Origin of the sequence: Geodermatophilus tzadiensis, from assembly GCF_003002915.1 — a bacterium.
Taxonomy (GTDB): domain Bacteria; phylum Actinomycetota; class Actinomycetes; order Mycobacteriales; family Geodermatophilaceae; genus Geodermatophilus; species Geodermatophilus tzadiensis.
The window spans coordinates 1-17,991 of record NZ_PVTG01000014.1 but is presented as its reverse complement, the minus strand read 5'-3'; the positions used below and the strand labels follow the sequence as shown (position 1 = coordinate 17,991).

The window sequence follows — 17,991 nt, the reverse complement described above, 5'->3', positions numbered from 1 at the left end:
CCTAGACCGCCGCGGCCAGGAGCAGCAGGAGAGCCGACAGCAGCACGAGCCAGGTGCTGCCGACCAGCACGCCGGCGAGGGCCCGGCCGCGGCGCCCGGACCCGGTGCCGAGCGCGACACCCGACAGGACGACGCCGGTGATCGCCAGCACCGGCGAGGCGAGGAGGGTCGGACCCTGCAGGGCACCGGGGACGAGAGGTGCGGGCACGACGACGTCCGCCAGGCGCAGGAGGACCGGGAGCAGCGCGGCGAGACTGCAGCCCAGCCCCCCGGTGGCCATCCCGCCCGGCCGGGAGGCGGCCGATCCCGCGCCCGGAGGCCACGGCGGGCCCTCCCCGACGTGGCCCCCGACTCGTTCCGCTGCGCCCTGACCCGTCACCGCTCCTCCTCCCGGCCGGCACCGCGCCGGCTGCTCGTCTCACGGAGCAGCCCATCAGGGGCGCGTGAGTCGAGGCAGCGCCCGGCCGGACCTGTGGACGACGGGTCGGCTGTGGACGCGGACGGTCGGGTCTGCGGGTCAGCCGGCGGCGACGGGCACCCGCGTCAGGCGACGGGCCGCCCAGGGAGCGGTGGCCGCCGGCCTCCCTGAGCGGGAGTCACGGCGGCGCTCACGCGGGGTCGCCGGTGGTGCCGTCGTCCGTGGCGCCGTCGTCCGTGGCGCCGTCGTCCGGGGCCGTGTCGCCGGAGCCGGGCGGCGTTCCGGGGTCGCCGCCGGGTGGGAAGTCCGGCGTGCCGTCGGGAGCGCTGCCGCCCGGGAGGCCGCCCTGGTGTACCAGAGACGGGGTCCCGTCGCCGGCCGCGGCCTGGCCGACGGCGAACCCGCCGATGCCGCCGACCGCCAGCAGGGCGGCAGCCGCGGCGCCGACAGCGGCCCGCTGTCGCAGCCGAGCGGGCAGCCGGCTGGGCCTGCCGGTCGCCGTCCAGGCCGGGAACGGGGCCGGAGCGGCCGGCACCCGGGCCGTGGCCGTGTGGTGCGGGGTGCCCGACGGCTCCCATCGGTCGGCACTCGGGGTCTGCTGCTCGTTCACGTGGCTCCTCGCGGTCCGGGGGAAGCCCCACGGTCACGCCTGGGCCTGCGCTGGGGCCGCGTGCCCGCTGAGAGTCGGCTGGACGCCCCGGGGAGCCGGTCGACGACGTCTGGCAGGCTGGACCGCGCTCGTACGGGGCGGTAGCTCAGCCGGTCAGAGCATGGGACTCATAATCCCTGGGTCGTGGGTTCGAGCCCCACCCGCCCCACCGGTGTTCATGCAGGTCAGCGCCGTGCAGGCTTGATCGGGACGACGTCGGAGCCTCGCTCAGTCCGCAGAAAGTCCGCACGAGCGCGGATTGCGGCTTCGTCGAGGCGGTCAGCGACGGCATCCAGGTCGTCGTCGAACAGCCCGGAGTAGACGTCCAGGGTCATCGCGGCCGAGGCATGCCCGAGGAGGCGTTGGACGGCTTTGACGTTCGCTCCGGCGGACACCGCGAGGCTGGCCGCGGTGTGCCGGAGCTCGTGCGGGGTGAGCCCGGGCAGGCCCGCCTCGGAGGGCCGCACGGTCGAAGACCCGCTTCCGGAAGTTACCGACGCGCAGGATCCCGCCCTCGGGGCTGGTGAACAGCAGCTCGCCCGGCGCCCGGCCGGCGACCACCTGCGCCAGCTCGTCGATCAGCGATCGCGGGATCGGCACGGAGCGGCGATGGTGGGTCTTCGGCGTACCGAACACCGTTGCCCCGTTGACCTCGGTCACCGACTCGGCGATCTCCAGGCGGCGACGGAGCAGGTCCACCCGCCCGACCCGCAATGCCGCGAGCTCACCGAAGCGCAGGCCGGTGAAGGCCAGCATCTCGACGACCAGCCGGTAGTCACCGGCGGCGGTCGTGAGCCGCTGGACCTCCGCGTGGCTCAGGAACCGCTTGTCGCGCGGGTGGGCCCTGGGAAGGGATGCGCCCCCGGCCGGATTGCGTGGTAGCCGCCCGGCGCGCACGGCGTGTTCGAGGATCAGTGAGAGGACGCGGTACGCCTGGCGGACGCTGGAGGCGGCCAGGCCGCGGGCCATCATGTCCGCCAACCAGCTCTCCACGTCCGCGACGTTCACGGCGCGGATCGAGGTCGTCCCCCACCGCGGCTCGATGTGGCAGCGCATCAAGGACTCGTAACGCCCGCGGGTGGACGGCTTGAGCGCCGCGTGGCCGTCGAGCCAGCGGCGTCCCCACTCCCCCACCGTCACTCGTGAGAGGGCCGGGTCGGTATAGGTCCCGGTGACGACGGTCGACGTGACCTCGTCGAGCCAGCGCTGCGCGTCGACCTTGCGGCTGAAGTGCCGCGCGTGCTCCTTGCCGGCCGGATCCCGGTACCGAGCCCGCCAGACACCGTCCGCCCGTCGCTTGATGCTGGCCATGGGGTGCCTCCGTTGGCGCTCTCGGCTACAGGACCGAAGGGGTCGCACGGAGCCTGGCAACTGGGTCCGACACGGTCCACCGATCAGCCCGCCGGCGAGCCGCCCTGCTCGTGTTGCGCACCGATCCACGCATTGAGGTCGTCGCGGCGGTAGAGCACCCGGCGGCCGAGGCGGAAGCTGCGCGGGCCGGTGCCGAGGTGGCGCCAGTAGCGCAGGGTGGCGACGGGGGCGCGAAGGAGCTCTGCGGCTTCGGTGATGGTGAGCAGCTCGGGGACGGGCTCGGTGGCGCGCCGCCGGCTGGGCGTCTCGTGGACCAAGGCTGACTCCTGGGCTGGACGGCTGTGGTCGGGGGTGCACTGGCAGAAGGCGCCAGATCTCGGCCATTGGTGACAGCCCACCGCCAACATCTCCGGTCGTTCTCCGGTCTGTCTCCAGGCCCCTGCACGCGGGCGGCGGCCCGTGAGCTCATGAGCGGCGGTGCTCCGATCAACAGCCGATGCTCGGGCTCCTGCCGAGTGACGGCGTCAGGTGAACCGGCTTCGGCGGTCGAACGCCGTCGGTCGGTGGCGGCGCGAGCGGCGAGGAGGGGGTTGCCTGGCGCTCGGCCCGCTCTGCGTTCCGGCGGCCGCGCCAGGCATCGCGTTCCTGCGTCAGGCGGTCGGGCGGCTGGGCCAACAGTGTCGGGTCGGACGTCAGCTCGGCGATGCGCGCCCGGGCGGCGGCCAGCTCGTGCTCGGCGGCGGTGACGCCATCCTGGGCAGTGGCCAGCCGACCGGAAGCGCCCAGGAATTGCCCGTGCGCGGTGAGGCGGCTGAGCCGGTCCTCCTGCCGGCGGCGCGCTTCATCCAGAGCTCGTGAGGCGTGGCCGTGTACGGCCTGTGCGGCGTCAGCGGCCGCGCGAAGCCGGGCCTGTTCGGGATGGGCAGCCTCGGATATGCGGCGGGCGGCGTCATCGAACGCCGCTTGGAGGCGTGGCCGGTCGTCGGGCGAGGAAGCGACGGAGGCGAGCCGACGGGGCTCGGTGGGCAGGTTGGACAGGTAGGTCCGCCAACGGTCGGCCCAGCCGGTCAGCTGCTCTTCCGCCCGGCGGAACGCTCCGCGGCGCCGGCGGAGCCGGCCCGGGTCGTGGAGGACGGTCTGGGCGGCCCGATGGGCATCCTCACGCTGGGCCGCCCACCGGGTGAGCAGTGTGTCACGGAGGCGGCCGGCCTCGGCGGTCACGACCGCGCCGCTGGCCGCGGCTCTGTCCGTCGCCTGCCTCGCGGCGATCGCCGCCTGCCGCTGCCGGTCCTCCAGCGCGAGCAGCTGGGAGGCGTGGTCGGCGTCGGCCGCGACGATCGTGCGCAGCACTTCTCGGCGCAGCTGCAGCGCGTCGAGCCGGTCAAGGCAGCTCTGCTCGGCCGTCCAGGCGCTGTGCAGATCGGTGAGCACCTGCGCGAGCGGTTGGAGTCGGGCGTAACGGGCGGCCTCGCTCGCGGCCAGCTCGGCGGCATGAGAGGGGCCGAGGTCGGCGCGGTCGCGGCCGAAGACGGTGATCCACTGTGCGCGAGCTGCGGCGAGGTCAGCAGCCACGAGATGAGCCGTGTTGGCGGTGCGACCGCGCGTCATGCCGACGTAGGTGGCTGCGGCGGCGGTGTGCTCGCCGATGAGCATGTGGGCGGCGGGGACGGTGTCGCCCTGGACGCCGTGCGCGGTGGAGGCGTAGGCCAGCTCGACGTGCTCGGCGACGTAGCCGGCGGGCAGCACCCGGCCGGGCGGGCCGGACGGGGTGACATCTGGGGTGACGTTACCCCTGGTGGGGCCGACGAGGGTGACGACCAACTTCCCGTGCGGGGTGACCGCGGCGACCGTCCAGGTGTCCCGGTTGGCCACGCCCAGGGTGCGGTCGTTGCGGCGGGTGGCGATCCGATCCCCGGCGCCGATCCGCTGCCCCGCCCTGGTCATGACGACGCTGGTGTCGTCGACTCGGCCTTCGGCGACCAGCCGGTCGCGGATGGCGGCGTTGAGCTCGGCGGCCTGCTCCCGGGTGCCGACCACCACGGTCACCGCATGACCATCAAGAGTTGAAGCGGCGGCGACGGCGACGAGTGCCTCGAGCCGGGCAGCGGCGTCGGGGTGTAGCCGGATCTGACCCCGAAGGTGCAGAGCGTCGAACACCGCGCCAGGATCGACGCCGCCGCGCATGGCCAGGGTCAGCTCGGCGTACTGGGTGTCGGGCACGGCAGGGCCGGCCTCGTCGGTGCGGACGAAGCGGTGCACCGCCTCCAAAGTCAGGCAGGCGGCCGGATCGGCGGCGCGGACGGCGAGGTCGAGCACGCCGCCGCGGCCCACCGCAGGAAGCTGGTGACGGTCGCCGAGCAGCGCGATCCGGACCTCGCCCTCGTCCGCGACGGCTAACAGGGCGCGGGCGGTGTCCTGGTCGAGCATGGGGGCCTCGTCGATTACGAGGAGATCCCGTGGTCGCAGCCGCGCGTCGTCGGCCGGCCCGGCGTAGACCACACCCGTGCTGGGGTCGGTCTGCCCGGCGGTGAGCCGGCTCCAAGCGCCGTCGGCGGTCCAGCGCCAACCGTGCTGGAAGGCCAGCCAGGCCGCCGACCCGGCGGCCGTGCCGACCTCGCCCGCGGCGACCTGAGCCGCCTTGAGGGTGGGGGTGACAACGACGAGACGGCGCCCCTGCCGCTCCAGCAGTCGGCAGGCGGCGGCCAGGGTGGTGGTCTTTCCGGTTCCAGCGGCACCCTCCACGACAACCAGGGGCCGCGACCCCGCGAGCGCGGCCGCGATGGCTGCCTGCCCGTCATCCAGCCGCTCCAGCGAGGCAATCCGGTCCAGCCGGAGGTCGGCATTGCAGCTGGTGGAGTCGCCGCGGGCGGCGAGGCGAGCGGTCAGATCGGCTTCGACCTCAAGCACCGCCGCCGAGGTCCAGGCTCGGATGCGCTCGGGCACGCCCTCGCGCTCCAGCAGCGGCATGCAGCGGGACAGGGCGCGGGCGGTGATGTCCTCGGCCAGGTCGGTGCGAACCGCAGGCTCCACGACGATCCCAGTGGCGGCGATCAGCTGTTCGGCTTCGCCACGCAGGTCGGCGGCGTTCCAGGCCGAACGGCTCGCGGCCAGCCGGGTGAGCATCATCTGAACGGCGCCGTCGCGGTCGAGCGCCCCGACCGGAGTGGGCCGCGGCTGAACCGGGGTTCCGGGGTCGCGGTAGCCGAGAGCGGTCAGCTCTGCCCGCCAGCGTGCGATCAGGTCGACACCCGAGCGTGGAAGGATCTTGTCCGGGCGGCCGTCGGCCCACGCCCGCGCATCCCACGCCCGCCGCAGCGCGGACCCCGGGGATTCGCCGGGATGCGCGGTCCTCCAGTCGCGTTCGTAGCGGTCCAGATTGCGCCCGATCTGCGCCGCCCGCGCGCTGAACGGCCCAACGTAACTGGCGAGTTCTTGTAGTTCTCCAGTCGCGTCGAGGCTGTAGCCGTGCGCGGCCAGCGCTGTGCGGAACTGGAGATCGCACGCCATCGCGGCATGGCCGGTCCCGTTGATCGCGGTCAGGAAATCGCGGACGCCGACGGTGTGCAGTCCGCGCCATTTGTCGGCGGCGAACACTCGGGCGTTGAGTTGCAGGTGCAGATGCCGGTGCGGGTCGCCGGCGCGGGAGGTGTAGTGCCGCACGGTCACCGCCTCCACCACCTCCACCGGTAGCTGCACCTGCTCGCCCCGCGGGCCCACCCGGGTGGTCGCATGCTGAGCGAGCCAGCCGATGATCTCGGCGGCGGCGCGGTCCTGGGCCGCGTCATAGGCATCGGCAATCTCGGGGTGCAGCGCGGCCGCCAGCGACCACGACTTCGGGCCGTTGACCACGACCTCGACGAATCGCACCGCGCGCTCATCCGTACGCAGCCGGCCACGCGGTTCGCGCGTGTCCGGGTCCCGGCCGGCCACCCAAGACTCGTAGTCGTCCCCGGTCAGTGCCGCGAGCTCTTGTACTCGACCGGCGGTGGCGGTGTAGCGGCGGGCGATCCCTGTGCCCTCGGTCAAGTAGTAGTCATCGGCACGTCCGCGGCCGGCCTCCAGGTACCGCCGGGCAGCGGCTGGCGGGCCGGCGTAGATTTTAGTCCGCCGCGCATTGTCAACGCCGTCCAACAATGGCCAACAGGTCTCCCCTGAAGACGCCGACGGGTCCCGCAAAGCGGGGCCCGGACTACCTATATTGGTAGCATGCGTGCCGTTCTTCAGTAAAGGCTTTGTGGTTGACGGTAGCTGTTGAAAATTGTATCGAAGGGTGGGCCCAGGGGTCAGCTTGTTGGTTGCCTGCGGGGTTGCTCGATCTCAACGATCGCCCGCTCCCCGACAATCGAGAGATTGTTAACGGCGGACGTTATAAGCCCTACTGACAGTCGGGGCAGGCGGCGCGATGCCGGAGGCATGAGGTACCCCGATGGTGGCGGGCTGAACGCCGAGGAGCGCACCCGCCGAGAGCGGGTGCGGCTGGCGGCGGCCGAGTGGTTCGAGGAAGGGGCCACCGACCGGGAGGTGGCCGAGCACTTCCGGGTTACCCGGATGTCAGCAAACCGGTGGCACCGCGCGCTGACCGCCGGCGGCCGGCCGGCGCTGGCCTCGAAGGGACCTGGCGGGGCGCGCCGCAGGCTGAGCCCGGCGCAACTCGACGAACTACAAGTGGTGCTCGGCGCCGGCCCGGCCGCCTGGGGCCGGAATGACCAGTGCTGGACGTTGCCGCGCATCGCCGAGGTCGTGCACGCGAAGTTCGCCATGGACTACACCCTGCCCGGGCTGGATTGTCGTCGCCCGTTGCGGCTACTGAGAACGGTGGTCAGTTGGCCTCCGCTATCGCTTGCTTTATCTTGGCGGCCACGGGCAGTTCTATCACCCCTGCCACAACTGCGCGGCGAAAGATTTCGTCTGACACATTTCTCCGGCGAACGCCTTGATACGCAAGGAAAGCCGACAGCACTGTGCCAGCTAGTCCCCACCCAAGACCAGCCTGTGCTCCTACAATCCACGACAGTGCCACCAAGGGCGGGGCGATGTTCACTCTGAATGCCGCTTCGGCGGACAAGCGGTCGTACTCGGCATATAGGGATTCGTTTGCGACTAACAGCCTGGTCCGCAGGCCTTCACGGCTCGGAGGGCGTGCCAACTCCGCGCTAAGCGCCTGAGCCAGTTCATCGCCTAGTTTCTCCTGGTTTCTGTTGATCAAGGCCTGCAGTTGGAACAAATGCTCCTGATACTCATCTCGGGCGCCGTGGCGGTCCGGCCGAATAGCATCGAAGAGGCGAGTGGCAACCGGACCCTCCAGGGGCAGTGAGAGTAGGGCCCCGATCAGATACGCGATGAAGGACACGGCCGCAAGTACGGCACCTTGCCCGAGCAGGATCTGCAGATCGAATAGGGCTGAGACTAAGCCGCCCCCTTCTGGTCGTAACCTTGGCACCCTGTCGGCAATTAGCAACCACGTCAAGAGCAGCCACAGATAATCTACGGCCAGCGGGGTTCGCACTTCCCTCAAGCCGGGAAGCAGACTAGCCAGCAACGGTTGCTCCCTCCTTGGCGCCGTAAGACGCTACTGACGCCGTTCTCGGGTTGCCCACAGGCGAGCGGCTGAGGATGCCGGAAGAGTTAACACTAGCCCTTGATGCCAGTCGAGGGCACCGCTGAGGATCGGCTGCTTGAACTGCGCTTGCGACATAATTCGGCGCCGCGGTGCGCGGGTCCAGCACGACCCAGGCCTAAGCATAGAGGGGCGGGCCGTGCGCGCCGGTGCCCGCTAAAATGACGTTGCATAAGTAGGTCGTCGGGCTCGATCCCGTCCTGACGGGTTGGCGCAGGCTGCGGTGCAAGTCGTCGCCGGCGTCTTCCCCGCCGCAGCGGCTGATCAGTGACGAGCTGTGGGCACTGGTCGAGCCGCTGATCCCGCCCCAGCCGCCCCGCGGTGCACGGCCGCACCGGCCGGCCCCGGACCTCCGATCGCGACGCGCTCGAGGGCATCGCCGTCGTGCTCTCCACCGGCATCGGCTGGTCCAAGCTGCCCACCGAGCTCGGCTACGGGTCGGGCAGGACCTGCTGGCGCCGGATGCACGAATGGGCCGAGGCCGGCGTCTTCGACCGCCTGCACCACGCCGTGCTCGACCGGCTCAGTAAGCAGGGCTGGCTGGACTGGTCGCGGGCCAGCCTGGACTCGGTGAGCGTCCGGGCGAAAGGGGTGAGCTGACCGGCCCCAACTCCACCGACCGGGCGAAACACGGCAGCAATTACCACCTGCTCGTCGACGCGCACGGGCTGCCGATCAACGTGCTGGTCTCGGCCGCCAACCGGCACGACAGCCTGTTCGTCGAGCCGATCCTCGACGGCATGCCGGCGATCTAGCGCGGCGGCCGCGGCCACCCCCGTCGGCGGCCGGTCAAGTTGCACGGCAACAAGGGCTACGACAACCTGTCGGTCCGCCGTTACCTGCGCCGCCGCGGGATCGCTGCGCGGATCGCCCGCCTGGGCCGGGACTCCAGCGCCCGCCTCGGCCGCCACCGTTGGGTCGTCGAGCGCACCCTCGGCTGGCTGCTGTCCTACAAACGCCTGGCGCTGCGCTACGACCGCACCGCGGTGACCATCACCGTGCTGGCCCGACTCGCGATCCCCCTCATCTGCGCCCGACGCCTACCGGCGAACTATCGCAACGTGGTCTAAGCAGGCCGAAGTTGCTGAAGCTCAGCAGGACGAGCGCCCTGCTCGCAGTGCGGCGCGAAGTGGTGACGCCGCGGTGACGGATCCGTGACGCTAGATAGGCCAACATCACCCCACCTGCTAGTTAGCGCTATCGAACTGAGTCAGGAGCGTCCTAACCCTGCTTCCTGCCGCCATGGAGGCCCGATGGCGAATGAACCGGACCGATCCGGTGGAGCGGGGACGACAGTACGCTGGCTGACAGCAGAGAAGGTTGCCACCTTCGTGATCGCCCCGATTCTCGTCGCCGCGGTGGGCGCAGCCATCACATGGTGGGTGAATCAACCTCGTACCGATCTCGAGATCGTCGACATCGCGGTCCTAGACGGCTCAATAGTGAACGGCCAGCGGGAAGGCGAGTTCGAGATTGTGTCCCCGAGGGTGCAGATCGCCATCCGGAACGTCGGCGATCAGGTTTCTGTGGTGGAAGGTGCGCGACTCGAGATCCTCGATCATGCCTTTTTCGATGTGTGCGAGGCCGGGGGAGCACTGATGGTCAGCCAGACATACGATGTGACCCTGCCCCTCGATCCAGAGCCAAATCAGGTCTTGAACGTTGACGTCGCGCAAGAGATCGAGCCCGCTCAAGCCGACCGCTTCGAGTTCTCCATGCAGGTGCCCGAGCCCGAGGACGTCGTGGGCACTCACATGTATCGGGTGCGGATATCTTTGACCCGCGACGGCGCCTCTGAGACCCTCGACGCGGGGGTGGTCGTCCTCGGGGCCCCCCACTTGGCGGTCGAGACCCTTTGGATTACGGACGAGGACCTTGAGATCCCCGGACCTGTCGGAGCGTGCTACCGCGAGCTGCATGAGGAGTATCTGAGAGTGCGGCAGTGGGAGGGCGAGAGGTCGCAACAACTCATGGCTGCACCTGAAGACATCTTGCGCCACGAGCCGCCTGGCTGAGGCCCGACGCCGACAGACGTCAACCGCAAGCGGTCCCGCGGCTCCGTCCACGTCTCCAGGTACCGGCCATAAGAAGACGTTGCGGAACTAGGTCCTCAGGCTCCGCCGGTCGGTCATGGCTCGGCGCAGGGTGCGGGGCATGTCGTCGTCGGTGTCTGTCCCGCCGCCGCGGCTAACCAGTGACGAGCTGTGGGCGCTGGTCAAGCCGCTGATCCCACCGCGCAAGCCGGCCGTGCACGGCCGCACCGGCCGGCCCGGGACCTCGGACCGTCAGGCCAAACCGCGTACAGGCTTATTTCAGACACGGTCTCCTGCCGAGCAGGACCTCGCAAGGAAACCCGTCCGTTTCAGTTCAACAGGCATCAACCAACCGTTAGTTCAGGTAGACAAAGGAGTACGAGTCGAGGGGGTGGTTGCCGGGGAGGCACAGAGTGCCCAGCTTCCAGCCGCACCGTGGTGGCGTCCTTGCCCATACACAGAGCCACGCCGCATCCCCCGCGAGGGATCGCGCAAAGGTGTACTTGATGAAAGCTTCACCTGTCCCGTCTCCGTTAGAACTCGCAGAGTAAAGGACGCGCTGGTCGCCGTTGCCGTTCCCTATAACGCCGTAACCTCGATCGCCAGGCTTGCTCGGCAGAGTGCAAGGCTGATTCGATGACTCTATCTGTAGATACATGTGCTCGTCGTTCTGTAACCTAGTCGTACTAGCGGTGACAACGAACTGAGTCTGCGTATCCTGTCCGACGCTCAGCAATGGGGCGGTGGCCGCCGTAGGTGACCAGGCTGCCGTGAAGATGACGAAACAGAGGGCTATTACCGTCATGAGGCCAACAACCGTCCAAGGGACGGCCGTGTCCGCGAGGAAGACCTCGGCCAGAAGTGGTAGGCCGATAAGCAGGGTGCTCACGATTGCCATTTGAAGAGGAGCATTGCGGACCAGTGCAGGTAAGACATCGTTGGTCGTTACACCAACGAGGAGCAACAGCCCGACCACGGCGATCAGCAGTGGCCCAAGACTCTCAATCCGCGCGTGAAGCTCATTGAACCCGTTCGCGATCTTCTGGGCGTGCTTGCTGATCGACTTTCGGAATTTCGCCGGCCGAGAGAGTTGATCGCGACTCGTTCTCGCACGATCGGTCATCATGCGCCTCCTCCCACCGGTGAGCCAGTATCCCGGCGGCTACGGGTTACGAGAACCCCCTCCGACACGGCTTTTTACTCCCCCGCCGTCGACATGAGCGCCCGGTTCAACCATTGACAACCCCTGCCCTGCCTTCCCCACACCTGAGGCTGCGAAGTGGCCCCTCTCCAGGTAGGGCCATGTGTCCCCGAGTGAGGCCGCCTCAAAGGGCCGTCACCCTCATTTGCGCCCGATGCCTACCGACCAACTGATGCAACGTCTTCTAAGGGACACATCTTGCCGCTTCCAACCGGCCCTTTGACCTCGGCGGACTGTGGCACGGTCAGCGGGCCATGCTGACGCCACACGCACGCGAGCTGCTTGAGTCCGTGTACGAGGATCTGTCGGAGCTGGCTTCGTACCCGGGCACCGCCAGCGACGCGGAACAAGCGGTTTGGATTAACCGGCAGGAGGCGGAGTCGGCACTCGCCGGCCTGATCAGCACCGCGCTCGCAACCGGCCGTGTGGACGGCCAGGCCCGGCGGGAGTCGTGCGCCCTCGTGGAGAGGAGTGGCACTCGCACCGATGCTGTTCGGGTGGCCGCGGCATTCCGCGTCCTGACTTGAGCGACGTAAGTCCTGCGGGACCCCTGAGCCGCCTCTGTCTCTGAGCGGCCCACTCAGACATCCCACGGCCGTAAGTCGTCAAGCGGCGGCGGTGTTCTCGCAGTCTGCGTGCCAGGCGATGGCCTCGTCGTAGCGGCTGTGGTGGCGCAAGCAGCCGTGCAGGATGTCGACCAACCGGTTGGCAAGGGCCCGCAGGGCCTGGTGATGAGTGGCGCCGCGGGCGCGCTGGCGGTCGTAGTAGTCGCGGGCTCCGGGTGAGACGCCGAGTGCGGTGAAGGCCTGGTGGTAGAGGGCGTCGGCGAGCCGGCGGTTGCGCGCATAGCGGGCCAGCACGATGCGTCGGGTGCCCGAGGCGCGGGTGATTGGTGCCATCCCGGAGTAGTTCTTGCGGGCCTTGGGATTGGCGTAGCGGTGGGGATCGTCGCCGAACTCGGCGAGCACCCGGGCGCCGAGGACCGGCCCGAGCCCGGGCTGGCTCAGGCAGATCTCAGCGTCCGGGTGCCGGCCAAAACCCGCCTCCACCTCGCTGTGGAGCACCTCGGTCTGGCTGACCAGCGCGTAGATCACGGTGACCAGCGAACGCACCGCGGCGGCGTAGGCACGGTCTGAGCGTGGGCCTCGGCTAACGGGCCCGGGACATGCAGTCCTCACCCGCCGGCGGCTCGGACACCCGATCCTGCTGCACAACCGATCGGATGCAGCCCCATTAGGGACAGCGGGCGGTCTGCCGAGAAGGATGGCGTGATGCAGCGGGCGCGGACCCTGGAGGACTTCCGACGGCGAGAGCCTGCGACACCTCTCCATCGCTTCACCCTGGGAGATCAACTCCTGCTCTGCTTCTGGGTCCTCCTGGTCGATGGCGTGGTCCTCGGCCTCGCCTGGCTCCTGGGCTGGTCGTGGGTGTGCGAGTACGGCCGACTGACGTTCCTACCGCCCACGCTGGTCACGGCGTTCAGTTGGTACGCGTACTGCGAGCGTCGCAGCCGTCCGAGACGTGCGGCGCGCAGGGCGACTGGTCAGCAGTCGGAATAGCGAACACCAGTCGACGACATTCCCTAGAGGCCCGCCGCCTGAGGGCCTCGAAGGCTGTCCCGTAGCGGCCCACTATGGGACACGATCGTGGCCCTCAATCGCGGTGCCTTTCGCAAGCCCGCAAGATGGGCAGCGACGTCGTGCTGGCCAGCTGCGATCCGCTGGGGGGAGCCGTGCGCGCCCGACCACCTGGGCGGAGAGTGCGATGACGACCTCGGGACCGAATCGGTCGTGGCAGCAGCGCTATGAAGCGGGCAAGGCCCGCGACGAGCAGCAAGGAGCCGCTTGGGTGCAAAGCCACTTCGGGGGACCGGTCCTCCGGACTCCGGCGAAGGAACTTCCGCTCCTGCTCATCATGTTTGTCGTCGGACTCTTGACGCTGGGATGGCAGGCGGGACTGATCAACGTCGCTCTACTGCTAGTCGTCGTACTTGGTTTTCGCGCCTGGGCGCGCCGCCGCTACAACCTCACCGGTACAGGTCCCTCGACCGGGCCGGCAGATCCTGAGCAGCGGGCGGTCTAAGGGTCGGGCCTTGGGTCCGCAGCCACCGCCGCCCATGTCCCATAGGCCGCCTTTGGGGACAGTGGCGTCGCCGAGGTGATGTCCCCGTCGAGGGCCGCCGGAAACAAGACCCACTGCGCGCAGGAGCGCGTCAGTGGTTCCGTCCTGGGTCTCGGTGACTCGCCGCGTCCACAGTCCTGGCCGCTTCCTCACAGCCGGCGCTCCTCCGGCCGTCGCAGGGCGGGGGAAGGGTGGGCCGTAGGTTCATCCCGAAGGGACGCGGAGCGCCCTTTCGGCGACCGAGACATCAGCTCGGCACAACACCGCAGGTCAAGGCCACAATGAGCGAGCGGAGCCCAGGTCAGGAGCACGCTTGGATCGGTTTCCTAATCCTTGAGTCGGTCGTCCGGTCGAAAGGGCCCTTCGGAGCGAGTTGTCGGTACGGGCACGGGGCTTGCCGATGTTCGGTCAGCCAGAGGTTCCACGTCCTGACGCCGGTATGTGACGCAGCGGCCGAGGCGAAAGCCGCCGGGCTCGAAGCCGAGATGGGGCCTCGCCGTACCCGGTCGCCCTCCGCCGGCCGTCGGCGGGACCACCAGCACCTCGCGGGCGCTGCTAGCTCCGGCTCCCCGGGCACCGGCGGCGAACAGCGGCATCACCTTGCCCTCATCTTCCTGCTCGCGGTGTCCGTGCTTGGCCAATGCTGCGGACCTGCCTCCTGCGCTCTCGTGGACCGCCCTCGTCGTTCTCAGGTGTGGGCGGCACCGCCTCGGCCGCGTCCGTCACCCAAAGGGACTACCTAGCGGTAAGGCTTGGCCGTTCCATCCCTTCGTGTGACTAGCAGGACCTCTCGACAGGTTAAAGTGGACAGACTGTGCCGCGGAGTTCGCCGCCAACGGTAATGGATCCTGCCGCTGACCGCGCCTGACGATGGAGACCTGAATGTTTCGACGGGATGAGGGACAGCGAGCGGTGCGGGAGCAACGTAAGGCCGAACGACAGCAGGAGCGCGAACACCGCCGCACCGAGGCGCAGAAGCGCTCCGAGGCGGACAAGGCGTACCGAGCCGACCTCAAGTTGTACGTGAAGGAACATCGCAAGGAGCGGGTCGCCGAGTTTTCGGACGTCCACCTCTTTTCTGACCGGATTATTCGCCTGCCCGGACTCGCCAGCGTGGGATCCATTACGAACCTCACAGCCGAAGCAGAATGCTTTCCGGTGGCTGGCGTGACGGCAGTGTTGGATCAGGTCGGAGCCGTTAGTGCTCGCTCAACGCTTACACGGACCCTAGTGCCTGGGGCGCATGGCTGGCAGAAAAAGATTGACGACCGGGAGTGGTGGTTGACCATCACTGGGCCGGAGTTCCAGTGGGTCTTGAGCGTCGCGCCTATGCTGAAGACGGTGGCCAGACAGTTCGCCGCGGAAGTGACCGGAACAGGTAACGCTGCTGCGCAGGACATCACGGCACTGCCTGCCCCGGCTGAATCATCAACAGCGCACGCAAGCGCCATGGACGAACTCCGTAAGCTCGCCGAACTTCGCGACGCTGGCGTCGTTACGCATCGGGAGTTCGATGAGACAAAGGCTCGACTTCTGAACAATATGTAGGTTCAAACAATGGCCGACGTCTTACTCGTCCCGTTGGACACCCCTATAGAGCAGTGCGCCGGCGGCCCTTGCCCGGTAGTGACAGGATTGTCACTCGCTGGGCCTCCCTGGACTACGCATTGAGCTACTTGCCGTGGCCTGATGGTTGACCCGGTAGCTGGCGGCAGGCTTCGCGAAGATGCCGCGTTCTGTCCGCTGCGTCTTCTCGGCGCCGCACGGGGCCCCGCGGCGGGGATGTGACGCAGGAGTCGACGCCCCTCCACACAAGTCCGGCCGCTTCCCGCAGCCGACACCGTCGGCCGGGTGTGCGGCTTCCCTGCCCCTCAGGACGGCTCGGATGGCCACGCGGAGCAGCGTGCTCCCGGTCCGCACACAGACCGCAGGGTCCGCAGAAGGTCCGCAAGTCAGCCAGAACCGCTCGTCGTCCGCCAACGACGCCTAACCCTGAAGGAGCAGGTCAAGCCCGGGTTCCATCGATTACCGCACACAGCCGTGCATCCCGGGGCAGTTCTACGTCAAAGTACGACCAAATATTCGAGGGTCGACGCGCTACCTACCCGCGCATTGGGGCGCAGGTCAGCTGGCCGAGGTGAGGGACAGCGGCCGACATCGTCCCTGTCGTGCACCGTGGTGACTTAAATTCATAACGCATGGTCTTCGGGTCGAAAGCGGTGGCCTGGTTGTGGTGCCGCGTTCTAGCGGGCGCAGCGCTTTATGCGCATCAAGCGCATTTGCGTCACTATCGGGTGACAGCGGTGCGGGCTCGCGTCGCTTTGGAAGCCACCGCTGAGACGCGCAGGCTACGAGCAATCTTGGCGGGGCTGAGGAACCGCCAGGGCGAAATCAGCCTTCCCCCGTAGTGGGCCAGGCTCGACGCCAATCGTTCATCATGCGCGGCCGCGGCGAACATGAGGCGCTCGAGGGGGTTTAGCATCCGTCCGCCGGCGAGATCGGCGATGAAGAAGTGGTGTGCGGCTAGCGCGTGGTGGTGTCGACGGGCGTAGCGCTGGAGGGCGCGGTCGACGTCGGCCGCGGCAGGAGCCGGCTGAGCCAGGACGGGTCCGACTGTGTCGGCCAGCCACGCGGAGGACTCCAGCGCCCATCCGCAGCCCACCCCCCACAGGTAGTCGGTCGTCAGGGCAGCGTCACCGACCAGGGCCAGGCCCGGTGTTCCCGCCCTCCTGCTCACGTCCGGGTAGTGCGGAACGCCTACGTAGTCCGACACCCGCCGGGCCTGGCCGAGGTCGGGTGCATCCGGGAGGTCCGCGAAGAAGCGGCGGAAGTTGCCGTCGATGTCCTGGCGGAAGTCGGCCAGCTTGTCTGCCGTGAGCATGACGGCGAGGACGGTGACACCGCCGTCGTTGGGGAACACGTAGGCGACGTCGGGGTCCGTAAGCCACATCAATGATCGTGACCCTCGGGTGAGACGGAGGTCCTCAAATGAGGCGAAGTAGATGAAGCGCCCGTGCTTCTTCTCCTTCGTGGGCACCCCGGCCCACGAGGCGACAGGCGATTGCCGCCCGTCGGCACCCACTACCACGTGGCAGCTGAACTTCTGCTCCTCGCCGGTGTGGTCGACGCCCCGCACTCCCTGCACGCGCCCCTGCTCCCGGATGAGCTGCGTCGCCTTGACACCGAGCTGGAGGTCGATTCCCGGCGTGGCAGCGGCGGTCTGCCGCAGGATGGGGTCTAGAACGCTGCGCCGGATGTTGTACCCGTGAAGTCTTTCGTCGGGCGGTCGGATCCACCCGTACCGCGTCCAGAGGTCGATGCTGTTCGGAACGGCTCCGGCTGCTTCCAGCTGTGGGACGAGCCCTAGTCTCTCGAAAACCGCCGTGGCGCTGGGCTGGATGTAGTGGGTGCACGCGCGCTTGTAGTGGCCTGGGTCGCGGTGCTGCTCGAGCACCGTAACCCGGAGGCCCTGCCGGGCGAGGAGGATCGCCGCCGTGCAGCCGCTGAGGCTGCCGCCGACAACAAGAACGTCGGATGTCTCTGACATGACGACCTGTCCCTTCTCGGTCCCTCAGGCGGCGCGGCACTTGCCTATTGACGGCGCTGCGACGGGCCGGTGGACGGTGGGTAGCCCGCCGACCGGGACTCGGAGGCTAGAGGCAGGCGCGTCACCGGAACGTCACCGGCACTTCCCAGCCCCGGGCGGTCATGACGCTCCGAGGCCGTTGGGTCCTGGGCGGATGCCGCTCCAACGTCCAGTGGGCGATGCGCAGATGGATCGATCAGCCCCCTGAGGATCGAGGCGCTGCCGCGAAAGGCGAGGCCCGCCAGGATCGGATGTCAAGTTCCCCGGGCAGCGGTCCAAGGGGACGGTCGCGGAGTCGTAGTCCGCACAGAGTCCGCAGGATGCCCATATTTGGCCATCAAGAGTCAACCACCTCCCTCACCCATAAACGCCGCTCAAAGCGCTGGTTCGGGTGATCCGCGCAGGTCAGCGGCTCACCCGTCAATCATGTCGAAGATCACGTCCGGATCGCCCGCCGCGGCATCGAGACCAGCGATCGGCTGCGCCGGCACCCCTGGGTCATCGAGCGCTCCCTGGCCTGGCTGACCGGCTACCGCCGGCTGAGCCTGCGCGATGAGCCCTGCGCCCGGCTGTTCACCGCATCACTCACCCTGGCCGCAACGCTCTCCTGCTATAAGAAGCTCTCCACTTGAGACAAGCTTTAAAGCGATGGCGAGTCGGTGACGTGCCGGTGACGCACGCCCGGAAGGCTTTGTATCACGACGCAGACCGGGCACGGGGGGACGAGGGTGGCCTTCTACCGCTCACCGCATGAATACAGCAGAGACCGCGCTATTACCAAGGGAGCAATGACGGTGGCAAACGAAGGTCAAGGCTACAACATCGAGGTAGGCATTATTGGCGGACTGGATCCCGGTCAGCAAGCCGCGTTCAGGTCAGCAGCGGACCGCTGGTCTCTGATCATTTCTACCGACGGGCCCGCCGTTGCGAAGCCGACCGCGCCGGAGTGGTCGCTGTGATCGCGGTGGACGTGCCTCCCGGGAAGGTGCTGGAGCACCTCGAGGTGTTCCAGGCCATCGCCAACGCCAACAACAGCAACCGGGCCTCGGGCACGT

11 protein-coding genes, 1 tRNA gene and 3 pseudogenes are annotated in these 17,991 nt (G+C 68.6%); 7 read left to right on the top strand and 8 right to left on the bottom strand.

Going from position 1 to position 17,991, the window contains the following annotated elements:
• Window position 1: 1 nt before the first annotated feature.
• Complete coding sequence (locus tag LY71_RS16920; protein WP_106279779.1) at window positions 2–280, bottom strand: DUF4190 domain-containing protein; 279 nt, start codon at window positions 278–280, stop codon at window positions 2–4.
• 328 nt (window positions 281–608) lie between these two features.
• Entirely contained in the window at window positions 609–1,028 is a 420-nt protein-coding gene (locus LY71_RS16915) for a hypothetical protein (RefSeq protein ID WP_106279777.1), read from the bottom strand.
• Window positions 1,029–1,162: 134 nt separating this feature from the next.
• Between LY71_RS16915 and LY71_RS16910 the strand changes: the two genes are divergently transcribed.
• Window positions 1,163–1,236, top strand: a tRNA-Ile gene (locus tag LY71_RS16910).
• A gap of 16 nt (window positions 1,237–1,252) precedes the next feature.
• Here the strand turns inward: LY71_RS16910 and LY71_RS24520 are convergent.
• The 3 genes from LY71_RS24520 to mobF all read right to left on the bottom strand — a co-directional run bounded on the left by LY71_RS24520 (window position 1,253) and on the right by mobF (window position 6,440).
• Window positions 1,253–1,462, bottom strand: a complete 210-nt coding sequence (locus LY71_RS24520) for a hypothetical protein (RefSeq protein WP_281261618.1) — start codon at window positions 1,460–1,462, stop codon at window positions 1,253–1,255.
• A 999-nt stretch (window positions 1,463–2,461) separates the two neighbouring features.
• A complete protein-coding gene (locus LY71_RS16900) occupies window positions 2,462–2,695 on the bottom strand; it encodes a helix-turn-helix transcriptional regulator (protein ID WP_106279775.1) in 234 nt (77 codons plus the stop codon).
• 169 nt (window positions 2,696–2,864) lie between these two features.
• Window positions 2,865–6,440, bottom strand: coding sequence for a MobF family relaxase (mobF, locus tag LY71_RS16895; protein ID WP_106279981.1), 3,576 nt, complete (start codon window positions 6,438–6,440; stop codon window positions 2,865–2,867).
• A gap of 351 nt (window positions 6,441–6,791) precedes the next feature.
• Here mobF and LY71_RS24730 point away from each other — a divergent pair.
• Window positions 6,792–6,968: pseudogene (locus tag LY71_RS24730) on the top strand (helix-turn-helix domain-containing protein); the annotation flags it as partial.
• 229 nt (window positions 6,969–7,197) lie between these two features.
• Here the strand turns inward: LY71_RS24730 and LY71_RS24190 are convergent.
• Window positions 7,198–7,728 (bottom strand): hypothetical protein, encoded by a 531-nt coding sequence (locus LY71_RS24190; RefSeq protein WP_170121403.1) that lies wholly within the window; start codon window positions 7,726–7,728, stop codon window positions 7,198–7,200.
• Between the two features lie 485 nt (window positions 7,729–8,213).
• On the opposite strand from LY71_RS24190, the pseudogene LY71_RS16885 reads away from it, so the two are divergent.
• The 3 genes and pseudogenes from LY71_RS16885 to LY71_RS16875 form a co-directional block, all read left to right on the top strand.
• Window positions 8,214–9,065 (top strand): annotated as a pseudogene (locus LY71_RS16885) (IS5 family transposase).
• Between the two features lie 183 nt (window positions 9,066–9,248).
• Window positions 9,249–10,010, top strand: coding sequence for a hypothetical protein (locus tag LY71_RS16880; protein WP_146146167.1), 762 nt, complete (start codon window positions 9,249–9,251; stop codon window positions 10,008–10,010).
• A 139-nt stretch (window positions 10,011–10,149) separates the two neighbouring features.
• Window positions 10,150–10,281, top strand: a pseudogene (locus tag LY71_RS16875) (IS5/IS1182 family transposase); the annotation flags it as partial.
• 1,553 nt (window positions 10,282–11,834) lie between these two features.
• Here LY71_RS16875 and LY71_RS16865 read toward each other — a convergent pair.
• Window positions 11,835–12,341, bottom strand: coding sequence for a transposase (locus LY71_RS16865; RefSeq protein ID WP_211297391.1), 507 nt, complete (start codon window positions 12,339–12,341; stop codon window positions 11,835–11,837).
• 1,891 nt (window positions 12,342–14,232) lie between these two features.
• On the opposite strand from LY71_RS16865, the gene LY71_RS24185 reads away from it, so the two are divergent.
• Window positions 14,233–14,898 (top strand): SHOCT domain-containing protein, encoded by a 666-nt coding sequence (locus LY71_RS24185; protein WP_245887967.1) that lies wholly within the window; start codon window positions 14,233–14,235, stop codon window positions 14,896–14,898.
• 739 nt (window positions 14,899–15,637) lie between these two features.
• Here LY71_RS24185 and LY71_RS16845 read toward each other — a convergent pair.
• Window positions 15,638–16,897 (bottom strand): NAD(P)/FAD-dependent oxidoreductase, encoded by a 1,260-nt coding sequence (locus LY71_RS16845; protein ID WP_106279762.1) that lies wholly within the window; start codon window positions 16,895–16,897, stop codon window positions 15,638–15,640.
• 767 nt (window positions 16,898–17,664) lie between these two features.
• On the opposite strand from LY71_RS16845, the gene LY71_RS23180 reads away from it, so the two are divergent.
• Window positions 17,665–17,895, top strand: coding sequence for a hypothetical protein (locus LY71_RS23180; RefSeq protein WP_146146166.1), 231 nt, complete (start codon window positions 17,665–17,667; stop codon window positions 17,893–17,895).
• Window positions 17,896–17,991 lie beyond the last annotated feature (96 nt).

Excerpts from the sequence above, each read along its gene's own strand:
- LY71_RS24185 (WP_245887967.1), top strand. The coding sequence starts at position 14,233 with ATGTTTCGACGGGATGAGGGACAGCGAGCGGTGCGGGAGCAACGTAAG.
- LY71_RS16845 (WP_106279762.1), bottom strand. The coding sequence starts at position 16,897 with ATGTCAGAGACATCCGACGTTCTTGTTGTCGGCGGCAGCCTCAGCGGC.
- LY71_RS16920 (WP_106279779.1), bottom strand. The coding sequence starts at position 280 with ATGGCCACCGGGGGGCTGGGCTGCAGTCTCGCCGCGCTGCTCCCGGTC.
- LY71_RS16880 (WP_146146167.1), top strand. The coding sequence starts at position 9,249 with ATGGCGAATGAACCGGACCGATCCGGTGGAGCGGGGACGACAGTACGC.